This is a genomic window from Kitasatospora sp. NPDC001527, assembly GCF_040298605.1.
Lineage (GTDB): Bacteria > Actinomycetota > Actinomycetes > Streptomycetales > Streptomycetaceae > Kitasatospora.
Window position 1 is genome coordinate 19,037 of record NZ_JBEPAM010000071.1, and the last position, 12,367, is coordinate 31,403.

Below are 12,367 nucleotides of genomic sequence, written 5' to 3' on the forward strand. Positions count from 1 at the left end.
ACATGTCCGGTCGGCGGCTCGTCGCCGCCGGGATCAGCCCTTGCGGCCGGTCAGCTTGGCGACGCGGTCGGCGACGCCCCAGGAGGTGACCCGCCACAGCGCCTCGACCACGATGTTCCGGCTCATCTTGGACGCGCCCAGCTCCCGCTCGACGAAGGTGATCGGCACCTCGGCGACCTTGAAGCCGGCCTTCACGGTCCGCCAGGCCAGGTCGACCTGGAAGCAGTAACCGGCCGAGGCGACCTGGTCCATGCCGAGGCCCAGCAGGGTCTCCTTGCGGAACGCCCGGTAGCCGCCGGTGACGTCCCGGATCGGCACGCCCAGCATCAGCCGCGAGTAGGTCGAGCCGCCGCGGGAGAGCAGCAGCCGGGACTTCGGCCAGTTCACCACCCGGCCGCCGGGGACCCAGCGCGAACCCAGCACCAGGTCGGCGCCGCGCAGCGCGGTCAGCAGCCGGCCCAGCTCCTCGGGGCGGTGGGAGCCGTCGGCGTCCATCTCGACGAGCACGTCGTAGCCCTCGTCGATGCCCCAGCGGAAGCCGGCCAGGTAGGCGGCGCCCAGCCCCTCCTTGCCCTTGCGGTGCATGACGTGTACCTGGGGGTCCTCGGCGGCCAGCTTGTCGGCCAGTTCGCCGGTGCCGTCGGGGCTGTTGTCGTCGGCGACGAGGACGTGCACCTCGGGGACGGCGGCGCGCACCCGGCCGACGATGCGCTCGACGTTCTCCGCCTCGTTGTAGGTGGGGATGATCACCAGCACCCGGCCGAGATCGGCGAAACCCTGCTGGTTGACGGTCACGTACTAACCTCTCGGCCGGTGGCGGGACGTGCCGGTCACCATTGCCCGCACTCATCGGAAGACACAGTCCCGGCCGGCACCCCGCCGGCCCGGACGACACCGTGGAAAACACTGGGTCCTGGCATCCTACTACCGCGCCCTCGGACCGACCTTCCGCGCGCGGCACTCCCGGCCGGCGCCCGCCGTTTCCCCGGCGGAGGTGCAGGTCGGCTAGGGTCGATGCCCGGCCTTTGCCCGGATGCCCGAACCCGTCCGCCCCCGCCCGCAGCCGCCTGACGGCGGCGAGGCCCACCAGCCACTGCAGCAAGGAGCAGGACCGCGCCCATGGACAAGCTCGTCAACACCGTCCGCCCGTACGCCTGGGGCTCGGCCACCGCGCTCCCCGAGCTGCTCGGGCAGGAGCCGACCGGCGAACCGCAGGCCGAGCTGTGGATGGGCGCCCATCCCGGGGACCCGTCGCGGGCGGACCGGGGCGACGGGCCGCGCCGGCTGGACGAGCTGATCGCCGCCGACCCGGAGGGCGAGCTGGGCGCCGCCTCGGTGGCCCGCTTCGGCCCCTCCCTGCCGTTCCTGCTCAAGGTCCTCGCCCCGGGCATCCCGATCTCCATCCAGGCCCACCCCTCGCTCGAACAGGCCCGCGCCGGGTACGCCGCCGAGAACGCCCTGGGGATCCCGCTGGACGCCCCACACCGGAACTACCGGGACGCCAACCACAAGCCCGAACTCATCTGCGCGCTCGGCGACTTCGACGGTCTCTGCGGCTTCCGCCGGCCCGCCGGGGCGGCCGCGCTGCTGGCCGCTCTCGCGGTGCCCGCGCTGGAGCCGGTGATCGCCCTGCTGGGCGCCGAGGACGAGTCCGAGGCGCTCAGCGGCGCCCTGGCCGCCGTGCTCACCCTGTCCGGGCCCGAGGCGGCGGAGGCGGTCCGGGAGACCGCCGACGCGCTCGGCAAGGCCGCCGCCGAGGACCCGGACGGTCCGTACGCGCCGTACACCCGGATCGCCCGGGACTTCCCGGGCGACGTCGGGCTGATCGCCGGACTGCTGCTCAACCACGTCCGGCTGCGCGCCGGCGAGGCGCTCTACCTGGGCGCCGGCGTCCCGCACGCGTACCTGCACGGCCTGTGCGTCGAGCTCCAGGCCAACTCGGACAACGTGCTGCGGGCCGGGCTCACCCCCAAGCACATCGACGTGCCGGAACTGCTCCGGGTCGTCGAGTTCGCCGCCTGCGCGCCCACGCCGCTGCTGCCGGTCGCGGTCGACGGGACGCCCGGCGAGGAGCTGTACCCGGTGCCGATCGACGAGTTCCGGCTCTCCCGGTTCGCGCTGGACGGCCGGGAGCGGACGGTCGGCGGCGAGGCCCCGCAGATCCTGCTCTGCACCGCCGGCACCGCCCGGCTGACCGCGGCGGACGGCACCGCGCTGGAACTGTCCCGCGGCGAGTCCGCCTTCCTCCCCGCCACCGGCGCCCCCACCCACCTGAACGGCACCGCCACCGTCTTCCGCGCGACCGTCACCCTCTGACGCCGGGGCCCCGACCCTCCGGGGGTCAGTCCCGGGTCATGTCGACGAAGCGGGAGTAGTGGCCCTGGAAGGCCACGGTGATGGTGGCGGTGGGGCCGTTACGGTGCTTGGCGACGATGAGGTCGGCCTCGCCCGCGCGCGGGGACTCCTTCTCGTAGGCGTCCTCCCGGTGCAGCAGGATGACCATGTCGGCGTCCTGCTCGATCGAGCCGGACTCGCGCAGGTCGGAGACCATCGGGCGCTTGTCGGTGCGCTGTTCGGGGCCTCGGTTCAGCTGGGAGAGCGCGATCACCGGCACCTCCAGCTCCTTGGCCAGCAGCTTCAGGTTTCGCGACATGTCGGAGACCTCCTGCTGGCGGTTCTCGGCCCGGCGGGAGCCGCCGGACTGCATCAGCTGGAGGTAGTCGATGACGATCAGCTTGATGTCGTTGCGCTGCTTGAGCCGGCGGCACTTGGCGCGGATCTCCATCATCGACAGGTTCGGCGAGTCGTCGATGAACAGCGGCGCCTCGCTGACGTCCGGCATCCGGCGGGCCACCCTGGTCCAGTCGTCGTCCGTCATGGAGCCGGAGCGCATGTGGTGCAGCGCCACCCGGGCCTCGGCGGAGAGCAGGCGCATGGCGATCTCGTTGCGGCCCATTTCGAGCGAGAAGATCACGCTCGGCAGCTTGTTGTGGATCGAGCAGGCCCGGGCGAAGTCCAGCGCCAGGGTGGACTTGCCCATCGCGGGACGGGCCGCGATGACGATCATCTGGCCGGGGTGGAGCCCGTTGGTGAGCGCGTCGAAGTCGGCGAAGCCGGTCGGCACGCCGGACATCTGGCCGTTGCGGGAGCCGATCGACTCGATCTCGTCGAGGGCGCCCTCCATGATGTCGGCGAGCGGGGCGTAGTCCTCGTTGGTGCGCTGCTCGGTGACGGCGTAGATCTCCGCCTGGGCCGCGTTGACGATCTCGTCGACGTCGCCCTCGGCGGCGTAGCCCATGCCGGCGATCCGGGTGCCGGCCTCGACCAGCCGGCGCAGCACCGCGCGCTCGTGCACGATCTGCGCGTAGTACTCGGCGTTGGCGGCGGTCGGGACGGAGTTGACCAGGGTGTGCAGGTAGCCGGGGCCGCCGACCCGCTGGAGCTCGCCGCGCTTGGTCAGCTCGCCGGCCACGGTGATCGGGTCGGCCGGCTCGCCGCGCGCGTACAGGTCCAGGATCGCGCCGTGGATCAGCTCGTGCGCGGGCCGGTAGTAGTCGGCCGGCTTGAGCACCTCGACGACGTCGGCGATGGCGTCCTTGGAGAGCAGCATGCCGCCGAGGACGGACTGCTCGGCCGCGAGGTCCTGCGGGGGGACGCGCTCGAAGCCGTCCAGGCCGCCCTCGGCGCGCTCGTCCTCGCCCTGGCGGCGTTTGCCGCCGTCCCGCTGGAAGCCGCCGGACCCGCCCGGGCCGCCCTTGCCGCCCTTCTGGAAGCCGCCGCCCTGGCCCTGGCCGCCGCGGCCGCGCGAGACCGGCAGCCGGTCGCCCGGGCCGTCCGGGAACGGGGCGTCGGCGAAGGCGCCGACCGGGAAGGGGTCGTCGGCGCCCTGCCAGTCGTCCTCCGGCGGCGGGGCGTCGTGGTCGTCGTACTGGGGGCCGGTCACGCGTGTTCCCCGATCAGCGAGTGGTGCGAGTTGGAGCGGGCCTTGCCGGTGGCTGGGATGGTGCGGAACCCGACTCCGCGCCACCGCATTTTCTACGCCACCGCACCGACAAATCGGACGCCGAGGCGGATGGGAGTGTCGGACGGAGGGCCCACGCTAAGGCGCCGGGCGGCCTTCAGCCAAGACGGTTATCCACAGGGGGTGTGGACGAGCGGCCCACGGCTGTGGAGAAGTGCCGCAAACCTGTGGACGCCCCTGTGGAAAGCCCTGTGGATAACCAGACCATCGATCCACCGTCAACCCGCTGACCTGCACATCCCTCGTCCCGGGGCTGTGCATGAGAAATTCTTCACACAGAGCCGGGTGGCGGTGGACACACACACGCACGGGCCGGTCGCTCGCCCGTGCGAGTAAGTGGCACAAGGCCCTGGCATCGCTTACCTGTGGATGAGTAGCCTGGATGGCATGACCCTCACCACCGACCGCCGCCGGCACGACCGGGAGATCCTCGCCCTCGCCGTCCCCGCCTTCGGCGCCCTGGTCGCCGAGCCGCTCTTCCTGATGGCCGACTCGGCGATCGTCGGCCACCTCGGCACCGCCCAGCTGGCCGGCGTCGGCGTCGCCTCGGCCGCGCTCACCACCGCCACCGGGGTCTTCGTCTTCCTCGCGTACGCCACCACCGCCGCGGTGGCCCGCCGGATCGGCGCCGGGGACCGCCGGGCCGCGATCCAGCAGGGCATCGACGGCATCTGGCTGGCGCTGGCGCTCTCCGCCGGGGTGGTCGCGCTGACCCTGCTGCTCGCCCCGCAGGTGGCCGGCGTGCTCGGCGCCTCGCCGACCGCCGCCCCGTACGCCGTGACGTACCTGCGGATCAGCGCGCTCGGCATCCCGGCGGTCCTCATGGTGATGGCCGCCACCGGCGTGCTGCGCGGCCTCCAGGACACCCGGACGCCGCTGTACGTGGCCGTCGCCGGGTTCGCCGCCAACCTCGGGCTGAACGTCGGCCTGGTGTACGGCGCCGGGCTGGGGGTGGCCGGTTCGGCCTGGGGCACGGTGATCGCCCAGACCGGGATGGCCGCCGTCTACCTGGTCGTGGTGGTCCGCGGCGCCCGCCGGGAGCAGGCCTCGCTGCGGCCGGACGCGGCCGGGATACGGGCGAGCGCCAGGGCCGGCGGACCGCTGATGGTCCGCACCCTGAGCCTGCGCGCCATCCTGATGATCGCCACCGCGGTGGCCGCCGGGCTGGGCGACGACGAGATCGCCGCGCACCAGATCGCCATGACGGTCTTCCTGTTCATCGCCTTCGCCCTGGACGCCATCGCGATCGCCGGCCAGGCCATCATCGGCCGCTACCTGGGCGCCGGGGACGTCCCGGGCACCAGGGCCGCCACCCGGCGGATGATCGAGTGGGGCATCGGCTCCGGCCTGCTGCTGGGCCTGCTGGTGGTGGTCGCCCGCCCCCTGTACGTCCCGCTGTTCACCCCGGACCCGGCGGTGCAGCACCAGCTGAACACCGTCCTGCTGCTGCTCGCGCTCTGCCAGCCGGTCTCCGGCCTGGTCTACGTCCTGGACGGCGTGCTGATGGGCGCCGGGGACGGCCCGTTCCTGGCCTGGGCGATGCTCGCCACCCTCGCGGTGTTCGCGCCCGTCGCGCTCGCGGTGCCGGCCAGCGGCACCGGGCTCGCCGGGCTCTGGTGGGCGATGAACCTCTTCATGCTGGTCCGCGGCGGCTTCCTGGCCTGGCGGGCCCGCGGCGGCAGGTGGCTGGTCACCGGCGCCGTGCGGAGCTGAGCGGCGCCGCCCGGCGAACGACCGAGGGCCGGTCCCCGCGAAGGGGGACCGGCCCTCGGGCCACTGCTACGGAGCTGACGCTACCGGTGCGTGGTCGTGGCTCAGGCGGCGACGACGGCGATGTCCAGGTTGGCCTGGACGTCCGAGTGCAGCTTGACCGAGACCTTGTGGGTGCCCACGGTCTTGATCGGCGAGGCGATCGCGACGGCGCGCTTGTCGACCGCCGGGCCGCCGGCGGCCTTGATGGCCTCGACGACGTCGGCCTGGGTCACCGAGCCGAACAGGCGGCCGGCCTCGCCCGAGCGAACGGCCAGCTTGACCTGGACGCCCTCGAGCTTGCCCTTGACCTCGTTGGCGGCCTCGAGGGTCTGGATCTCGTGGATCTTGCGGGCGCGACGGATGGCGTCGACGTCCTTCTGACCGCCCTTGGTCCAGCGGATGGCGTAGCCACGCGGGACCAGGTAGTTGCGGGCGTAGCCGTCCTTGACCTCGACGACCTCGCCGGCCGAGCCCAGGCCCGGCACCTCGTGGGTGAGGATGATCTTCATTGTTCGGTCACCCTCTCTTAGCGCGCGGTGCTGGTGTAGGGCAGCAGCGCCATCTCACGGCTGTTCTTCACGGCCGTGGCGACGTCACGCTGGTGCTGGGTGCAGTTGCCGGTGACCCGGCGGGCACGGATCTTGCCGCGGTCGGAGATGAACTTCCGCAGCAGGTTCGTGTCCTTGTAGTCAACGTAGTTGACCTTGTCCTTGCAGAAGACGCAAACCTTCTTCTTCGGCTTGCGAGCAGGCGGCTTCGCCATTGTGTGCTCCATTGGGGTTCACGGCTGGGCGGGCGTCTCGCGACGCCCGCGGCCAGGCCGCACGAAATCTGTCAGCTCTAGAACGGGGGCTCTTCCGAGAAGCCGCCGCCGGACGGGGCACCCCAGCTGCCGCCACCCTGGTTTCCACCAGAGGGAGCGCTGGACGCCCAGGGGTCGTCGGAGGGGCCGGACTGGCCGCCGGAGTTGCCACCCCAGCCGCCGCCCTGCTGGCCGCCACCGCCGCCCCAGCCACCGCCCTGGCCGCCGCCCTGCGGGCCGCCGCCGAAGCCGCCGCCCTGGGGACCACCGGACCGGTTGGCCCGGGTGACCTTCGCGGTCGCCGAGCGCAGGCTCGGACCGACCTCGTCGACCTCGACCTCGAAGACCGTCCGCTTCTCGCCTTCCTTGGTCTCGTAAGACCGCTGGCGCAGCCGGCCCTGCACGATGACGCGCATGCCGCGCTGGAGCGACTCGGCCACGTTCTCCGCCGGCTGCCGCCAGACGTTGCACGTGAGGAAGAGGCTCTCGCCGTCCTTCCACTCGTTCGTCTGACGGTCGAAGGTGCGGGGGGTGGACGCGATGCGGAACTTCGCGACCGCCGCACCCGACGGGGTGAAGCGCAGCTCGGGGTCGTCGACGAGATTGCCGACGAGGGTGATGACGGTCTCGCCTGCCATGGTGGTGATGACCTCTCGGGAAGATGTCCGTTCACCGCTGTTTCACGTGAAACAGCGGTCGCGAGCTACCCGAGACCCGAAGGCCTCAGAGGTGGCTCAGTGGGTGTCCGGGCGCAGGACCTTGGTCCGCAGAACCGACTCGCTCAGGCCCAGCTGGCGGTCGAGCTCCTTGACGACCTCAGGCGTGGCCTGCAGGTCGATGACCGAGTAGATGCCCTCGGACTGCTTGTTGATCTCGTAGGCCAGACGGCGGCGACCCCAGGTGTCGATCTTCTCGACCTTGCCACCCGCGTTGCGGACGACAGCCATGAAGCTCTCGATCAGGGGGGAAACGGCGCGCTCCTCGACCGAGGGGTCGAGGATCACCATCACCTCGTAGTGACGCATGAGTAACCCACCTCCTTTGGACTCAGCGGCCACGGTCTCTCCGTGGCAGGAGGGTTGTGCAGCGTCGGCACCGGAGCAGTGACGACACGGCCACCGTAGCGGCCGGGTCGGACAGCCCGTCCTCGTTCACTCGGAAGAGGGCAGAGGAGGGCACAACTACACCAGTGCAGACGACACACCCTACCCGCACCCGGACGGACGAACAAAACGCATAGGGGTTGTGAGACCCGGCCAACCGCCGCAATCTGGACGGAACGGGTTTCCCGCCCGTTCGTCTCCACGCCAGGAGGTGGGACACATGGCCCAGACCGTCCACCGCATGCCCGCCCTCACCCTGAACACCGACGGCCACCCGCACCCGCGGGAGAACACCCTGGTCGGCCTCACCGCCGCACTGGGCGCGATCGCCTTCATCACGTCGTTCTTCCACAACCTGCACCTGCTGACCTCGTGGACCGGCCTGTTCGGGATCGTCACCGGCCTGCTCGGGATGTACATCTCCGTCACCACCGCCGAGCGCTTCGTCCTGATGATCGCGCTCGGCGCCTCGGCGATCGGCTTCTACCTCGGCATCGCACGCGGCGGACTGTGGGGTTAGCCCCACCTCCCCGAGGAACCCCGGGCGCCCCCGTGGCGTACTTGTCTTCAGGTGGACGGGTACGCGGCGGGGGCGCCGCCGTGCCCGTGGCCGACGGGACCCCGGACGATAGGGTCACACCGAGAAGACGGGGCCCACCGCAGCCCGACCGACGAGGAGCACCGAGCATGAGCCTGCGCCTGAGGACGATCACCCGCGAGGAGCACCTCGCCTTCATCAGGAGCCGCGCCTCGGCGAGCCACATGCAGGTGCCGTCCTGGGGCGACGTGAAGGCCGAGTGGCGCTCCGAGTCGATCGGCTGGTTCGACGAGGCCAACCAGCTCGTCGGCGCCGGCCTGGTGCTGTACCGGCAGCTGCCCAAGCTCAAGCGCTACCTGGCCTACCTGCCCGAGGGCCCGGTCATCGACTGGTTCGACCGCGACCTCGACCGCTGGCTGCAGCCGATGCTGTCGCACCTGAAGTCCCAGGGCGCCTTCTCGGTGAAGATGGGCCCGCCGGTGGTCATCCGCCGCTGGAACGCCCCGACCATCAAGGAGGCCATCGCCGCCAAGCAGGCCAAGCGCCTGCGCGACGTCGAGGCCGACTGGTACGAGCCGCGCGCCTTCGAGGTCGCCGACCGGCTGCGCAAGGCCGGCTGGCTGCAGGGCGAGGACGGCGGCGCCGGCTTCGGCGACGTCCAGCCGCGCTACGTCTTCCAGGTGCCGCTGGCCAACCGCTCGCTGGACGACATCCAGAAGGGCTTCAACCAGCTCTGGCGCCGCAACATCAAGAAGGCCGAGAAGAGCGGCGTCGAGGTGGTCCAGGGCGGCTACGACGAGCTTCCGGTCTTCCACCAGCTCTACCTGGTGACCGCCGAGCGCGACAAGTTCACCCCGCGCCCGCTGGCCTACTTCCAGCGCATGTGGAAGGCCCTCACCGCCGAGGACCCGAACCGGATGCGGCTGTACATCGCCTACCACGAGGGCGAGCCGCTGGCCGCGACCACCATGCTGGTCGTCGGCGAGCACGTCTGGTACTCCTACGGCGCCTCGGCCAACCACAAGCGCGAGGTCAAGCCGTCGAACGCGATCCAGTGGCGGATGATGCGCGACTCCTACGCCCTGGGCGGCGGGGTGTACGACCTGCGCGGCATCTCCGACACGCTGGACGAGAACGACCACCTGTTCGGCCTGATCCAGTTCAAGGTCGGCACCGGCGGCCAGGCCGCCGAGTACCTCGGCGAGTGGGACTTCCCGCTCAACAAGCTGCTGCACAAGGCCCTCGACCTCTACATGTCGCGCCGCTGAGCAGCCCGCTCCGAGCCACCGAGCAGCCGTGCCCAACACCCTCTGGGAGATGACCCGATGACGCTGTCGCTCTACCTCGACACCGAACGCTGGCGCACCCACCAGCGCTCCGTGCTGGCCGAGTTCCCCGGCCTGGTGCCGGTGGCCAAGGGCAACGGCTACGGCTTGGGCAACCACCGCCTGGCCGAGGAGGCGACCCTCCTCGGCACCGGGGTGCTGGCGGTCGGCACCGCCTACGAGGCCGCCGACGCGGCCGAGTGGTACGGCGGCGAACTGCTGGTGCTCACCCCCTACCGGGTCGGTGAGGAGGCGCTGCCGATGCCGCACGCCCGGGTGATCCGGACGGTGGCGGGCCTGGACGGCCTGCGGGCGCTGCACGGCGCCCGGGTGGTGGTGGAGTGCATGACCACCATGCGCCGGCACGGCGTCTCGGCGGACGACCTCCCGGCCGTCGCCGCCGAGCTGGAAGGCGTCGCCTTCGAGGGCCTCGCGCTGCACCTGCCGATGGACCGCCCGGACGGCTCCAGCCCGGTCGAGGAGGTCGCGTACTGGGTGGAGACCGCCCGGGCCGCCGGCATCCCGGTGCACACCGTGTTCGTCAGCCACCTCGGCGCGGCCGGCATGGAGCAGCTGGCCCAGCGCTTCCCGCAGACCGTCTTCCGGGCCCGGATCGGCACCCGGCTCTGGCTGGGCGACCACGGCGCGCTGGAGGTCCGGGCGACGGTGCTGGACGTCACCCCGGTGCGCAAGGGCGACCGCTACGGATACCGCCAGCACCCGGCGCCGTCCGACGGCCACCTGCTGGTGGTGGCCGGCGGCACCGCGCACGGCATCGGTCTGGAGGCGCCCAAGTACGTGCAGGGGATGTCCTCGCGCGCCAAGGGGATCGCCCGGGCCGGTCTGGCGACCGTCAACAAGACCAAGTCGCCCTACCACTGGGCGGGCAAGCAGCTCTGGTTCGCCGAGCCGCCGCACATGCAGGTCTCGCTGCTCTTCCTGGACGGGGAGGCCAAGCCGCCGGCGGTCGGCGACGAGCTCGGCCTGCAGGTGCGGCACACCACCACGCACTTCGACCGCGTGGTGGACCGCTGAGTCCCGCCGGTCAGTCCTTCTTCGCGGCCGGTTCCTCGGCCGGTTCCGCGGCGGGCGGCTCCTCGAGCCACGCCTCGGGGCCGGCCGGCGCGTACCCGGCGTAGCTCTCCTCCTCGCGCATCCGGCGCGCGGCGCCGAGCACGAAGACGTCCGGGGCGCCGTCGAGCACCCCGCCGGACGGGTCGTCGCTGCCGTCCCAGCGCACCGGGTCGCGGTCCGGCAGCAGGATGTCCCGGATCACCATGCCGACCAGGTAGAGCGTGCCGAGCAGGTGCAGCACGACCGCGAAGTGGTACCAGGACTCGCCGATGCCGTGCTGCTTGGCCCCGGTGACGAAGCCCAGGTGGGACCAGATGCCCAGGGTGTAGAGCACCTCGCAGGCCTGCCAGATCAGGACGTCCCGCCAGCGCGGCCGGGCCAGCACCGCGAGCGGCAGCAGCCAGAGCACGTACTGCGGCGAGTACACCTTGTTGAACACCACGAACGCGGCCACCACCAGGAAGGCCAGCTGGGCCACCCGCGGCCGGCGGGGTGCCGCGAGGCCGAGCCACGCTGTCCCCGCGCAGCTCAGCACCATCAGGACGGCGATGAAGGTGTCGAGGTTGGCCAGCCCGACGCCCCGGTTCTGCATGAGGATCAGCCACAGCGAGCCGTAGTCCTCGGTGCGGTGCTTGCTGAAGACGTAGAAGGTCGACCAGCCCTGCCAGTTGGCCATCATGATCGGCAGGTTGACCAGCAGCCAGGCGCCGGCCGCGCCGCCGAGCAGCGCCCGCAGGTCGCGCCAGCGGCCGGCCCGCCAGCAGAGCACCAGCAGCGGGCCGAGCAGCAGCACCGGGTACAGCTTGGCCGCGGTGGCCAGGCCGATGAACACCCCGGCCCAGAGCGGCCGCGAGCCGGACCACCAGGCCAGCGCGACGGCGGCCAGCGCGACGGCCAGCAGGTCCCAGTTGACGGTGGCGTTGAGCAGCAGGACCGGCGCCAGGGCGAACATCAGCGCGTCCCAGGGGCGGCGCCGGTGGGTGCGGGAGAGCGCGACCACGGCGACCACCGCGCAGGCCATCAGCAGGCCGGCGTTGATCGTCCAGAACCACCGCTCCTGGTCCTGCAGGGTGCCGCCGCCGGGGGTCAGCCAGGCCGAGATCTGCATGAACAGGCCGGTCAGCACCGGGTACTCGAGGAACTGGAGGTCCCCGGTGGTGCCCGGGATCCGGTCCACGTACGGGTGCAGGCCGGCCGCGAAGCCGCGTCCGGAGAACAGGTGCGGGATGTCGCTGTAGCAGCCGTGCACGTACTGCGGCGAGCCGGGCTGGAACCAGGCGGCGTTGTAGCAGGGCAGCTTCTGCGCCATGCCCAGCACCGAGACCACGATCACCACCAGCGCCAGGAAGCGCGCCGGGATCCACCACGAGACGCCGAGCAGCGCGCGCTTTCCGGGCGGACCGCCGATCACCTCGCTTCCGGCCGCCGCGACCGGATCCTCGTCCGCCGGCACCACCACGGTGTTGGCCTGCGGCCCGGGCACCGGCGCGGCCGGGGCCTCTTCGTCACGAACGCTGGACGTCATGGCGGACATCCTGCCGCACCCCGCCCGCCCGTACGAGGAGGCCCCTGCTCCTTTTCCCCGGTCCCCCGGCGACCGCCGGGGCGCCGGGCACCGCGGGACCGGCACGAATCGCTCCGAACACGGCGAAACGGCGGTGGGAGGCTCCTACGGAGCCTCCCGCGGTGCCCCCCGGGCCCTGCTCGCTGATCGGCCGCCGGGACTCCAGGGTGAAGAAGCGCGCGCGGCGG

General features: G+C 72.0%; 12 protein-coding genes. 5 read left to right on the forward strand and 7 right to left on the reverse strand.

What is annotated here, in order from left to right; genetic code table 11:
- Positions 1 to 33 precede the first annotated feature (33 nt).
- A complete protein-coding gene (locus ABT238_RS36035; RefSeq protein ID WP_350570370.1) occupies positions 34 to 795 on the reverse strand; it encodes a polyprenol monophosphomannose synthase in 762 nt (253 codons plus the stop codon).
- 324 nt (positions 796 to 1,119) lie between these two features.
- On the opposite strand from ABT238_RS36035, the gene manA reads away from it, so the two are divergent.
- Positions 1,120 to 2,316 carry a mannose-6-phosphate isomerase, class I gene (manA, locus tag ABT238_RS36040; protein WP_350570368.1) on the forward strand — a complete coding sequence of 399 codons (1,197 nt, stop codon included), beginning with the start codon at positions 1,120 to 1,122 and terminating at the stop codon, positions 2,314 to 2,316.
- Positions 2,317 to 2,341: 25 nt separating this feature from the next.
- Here manA and dnaB read toward each other — a convergent pair whose 3' ends face one another.
- A complete protein-coding gene (gene dnaB / locus ABT238_RS36045; protein WP_350570416.1) occupies positions 2,342 to 3,817 on the reverse strand; it encodes a replicative DNA helicase in 1,476 nt (491 codons plus the stop codon).
- Positions 3,818 to 4,408: 591 nt separating this feature from the next.
- Between dnaB and ABT238_RS36050 the strand changes: the two genes are divergently transcribed.
- Entirely contained in the window at positions 4,409 to 5,734 is a 1,326-nt protein-coding gene (locus ABT238_RS36050) for an MATE family efflux transporter (protein ID WP_350570365.1), read from the forward strand.
- A 101-nt stretch (positions 5,735 to 5,835) separates the two neighbouring features.
- Here ABT238_RS36050 and rplI read toward each other — a convergent pair whose 3' ends face one another.
- From rplI to rpsF, 4 genes are all read right to left on the reverse strand, one after another.
- Positions 5,836 to 6,282, reverse strand: coding sequence for a 50S ribosomal protein L9 (rplI, locus tag ABT238_RS36055; protein WP_350570363.1), 447 nt, complete (start codon positions 6,280 to 6,282; stop codon positions 5,836 to 5,838).
- 17 nt (positions 6,283 to 6,299) lie between these two features.
- Positions 6,300 to 6,536, reverse strand: a complete 237-nt coding sequence (gene rpsR, locus ABT238_RS36060) for a 30S ribosomal protein S18 (RefSeq protein WP_030304537.1) — start codon at positions 6,534 to 6,536, stop codon at positions 6,300 to 6,302.
- Between the two features lie 77 nt (positions 6,537 to 6,613).
- Entirely contained in the window at positions 6,614 to 7,213 is a 600-nt protein-coding gene (locus ABT238_RS36065; protein WP_350570361.1) for a single-stranded DNA-binding protein, read from the reverse strand.
- A 96-nt stretch (positions 7,214 to 7,309) separates the two neighbouring features.
- On the reverse strand, positions 7,310 to 7,600 hold the full coding sequence (gene rpsF / locus ABT238_RS36070) for a 30S ribosomal protein S6 (protein WP_350570360.1): 291 nt from the start codon (positions 7,598 to 7,600) through the stop codon (positions 7,310 to 7,312).
- A gap of 298 nt (positions 7,601 to 7,898) precedes the next feature.
- Between rpsF and ABT238_RS36075 the strand changes: the two genes are divergently transcribed.
- The 3 genes from ABT238_RS36075 to ABT238_RS36085 all read left to right on the forward strand — a co-directional run bounded on the left by ABT238_RS36075 (position 7,899) and on the right by ABT238_RS36085 (position 10,576).
- The gene (locus tag ABT238_RS36075) at positions 7,899 to 8,198 is read left to right on the forward strand and encodes a hypothetical protein (protein WP_350570358.1); all 300 of its coding nucleotides are present in this window, start codon (positions 7,899 to 7,901) and stop codon (positions 8,196 to 8,198) included.
- A 167-nt stretch (positions 8,199 to 8,365) separates the two neighbouring features.
- On the forward strand, positions 8,366 to 9,484 hold the full coding sequence (locus tag ABT238_RS36080; RefSeq protein ID WP_350570356.1) for a lipid II:glycine glycyltransferase FemX: 1,119 nt from the start codon (positions 8,366 to 8,368) through the stop codon (positions 9,482 to 9,484).
- 57 nt (positions 9,485 to 9,541) lie between these two features.
- Positions 9,542 to 10,576, forward strand: a complete 1,035-nt coding sequence (locus ABT238_RS36085) for an alanine racemase (protein WP_350570354.1) — start codon at positions 9,542 to 9,544, stop codon at positions 10,574 to 10,576.
- A 10-nt stretch (positions 10,577 to 10,586) separates the two neighbouring features.
- On the opposite strand, the gene ABT238_RS36090 is transcribed toward ABT238_RS36085, so the two are convergent.
- On the reverse strand, positions 10,587 to 12,140 hold the full coding sequence (locus tag ABT238_RS36090; protein ID WP_350805450.1) for a glycosyltransferase family 87 protein: 1,554 nt from the start codon (positions 12,138 to 12,140) through the stop codon (positions 10,587 to 10,589).
- Positions 12,141 to 12,367: the final 227 nt, after the last annotated feature.

What these genes read in the sequence shown, in the direction of transcription:
- manA (WP_350570368.1), top strand. Translation starts at nt 1,120, where the DNA reads ATGGACAAGCTCGTCAACACCGTCCGCCCGTACGCCTGGGGCTCGGCC.
- ABT238_RS36050 (WP_350570365.1), top strand. Translation starts at nt 4,409, where the DNA reads ATGACCCTCACCACCGACCGCCGCCGGCACGACCGGGAGATCCTCGCC.
- rplI (WP_350570363.1), bottom strand. Translation starts at nt 6,282, where the DNA reads ATGAAGATCATCCTCACCCACGAGGTGCCGGGCCTGGGCTCGGCCGGC.
- rpsR (WP_030304537.1), bottom strand. Translation starts at nt 6,536, where the DNA reads ATGGCGAAGCCGCCTGCTCGCAAGCCGAAGAAGAAGGTTTGCGTCTTC.
- ABT238_RS36065 (WP_350570361.1), bottom strand. Translation starts at nt 7,213, where the DNA reads ATGGCAGGCGAGACCGTCATCACCCTCGTCGGCAATCTCGTCGACGAC.
- rpsF (WP_350570360.1), bottom strand. Translation starts at nt 7,600, where the DNA reads ATGCGTCACTACGAGGTGATGGTGATCCTCGACCCCTCGGTCGAGGAG.
- ABT238_RS36075 (WP_350570358.1), top strand. Translation starts at nt 7,899, where the DNA reads ATGGCCCAGACCGTCCACCGCATGCCCGCCCTCACCCTGAACACCGAC.
- ABT238_RS36080 (WP_350570356.1), top strand. Translation starts at nt 8,366, where the DNA reads ATGAGCCTGCGCCTGAGGACGATCACCCGCGAGGAGCACCTCGCCTTC.
- ABT238_RS36085 (WP_350570354.1), top strand. Translation starts at nt 9,542, where the DNA reads ATGACGCTGTCGCTCTACCTCGACACCGAACGCTGGCGCACCCACCAG.
- ABT238_RS36090 (WP_350805450.1), bottom strand. Translation starts at nt 12,140, where the DNA reads ATGACGTCCAGCGTTCGTGACGAAGAGGCCCCGGCCGCGCCGGTGCCC.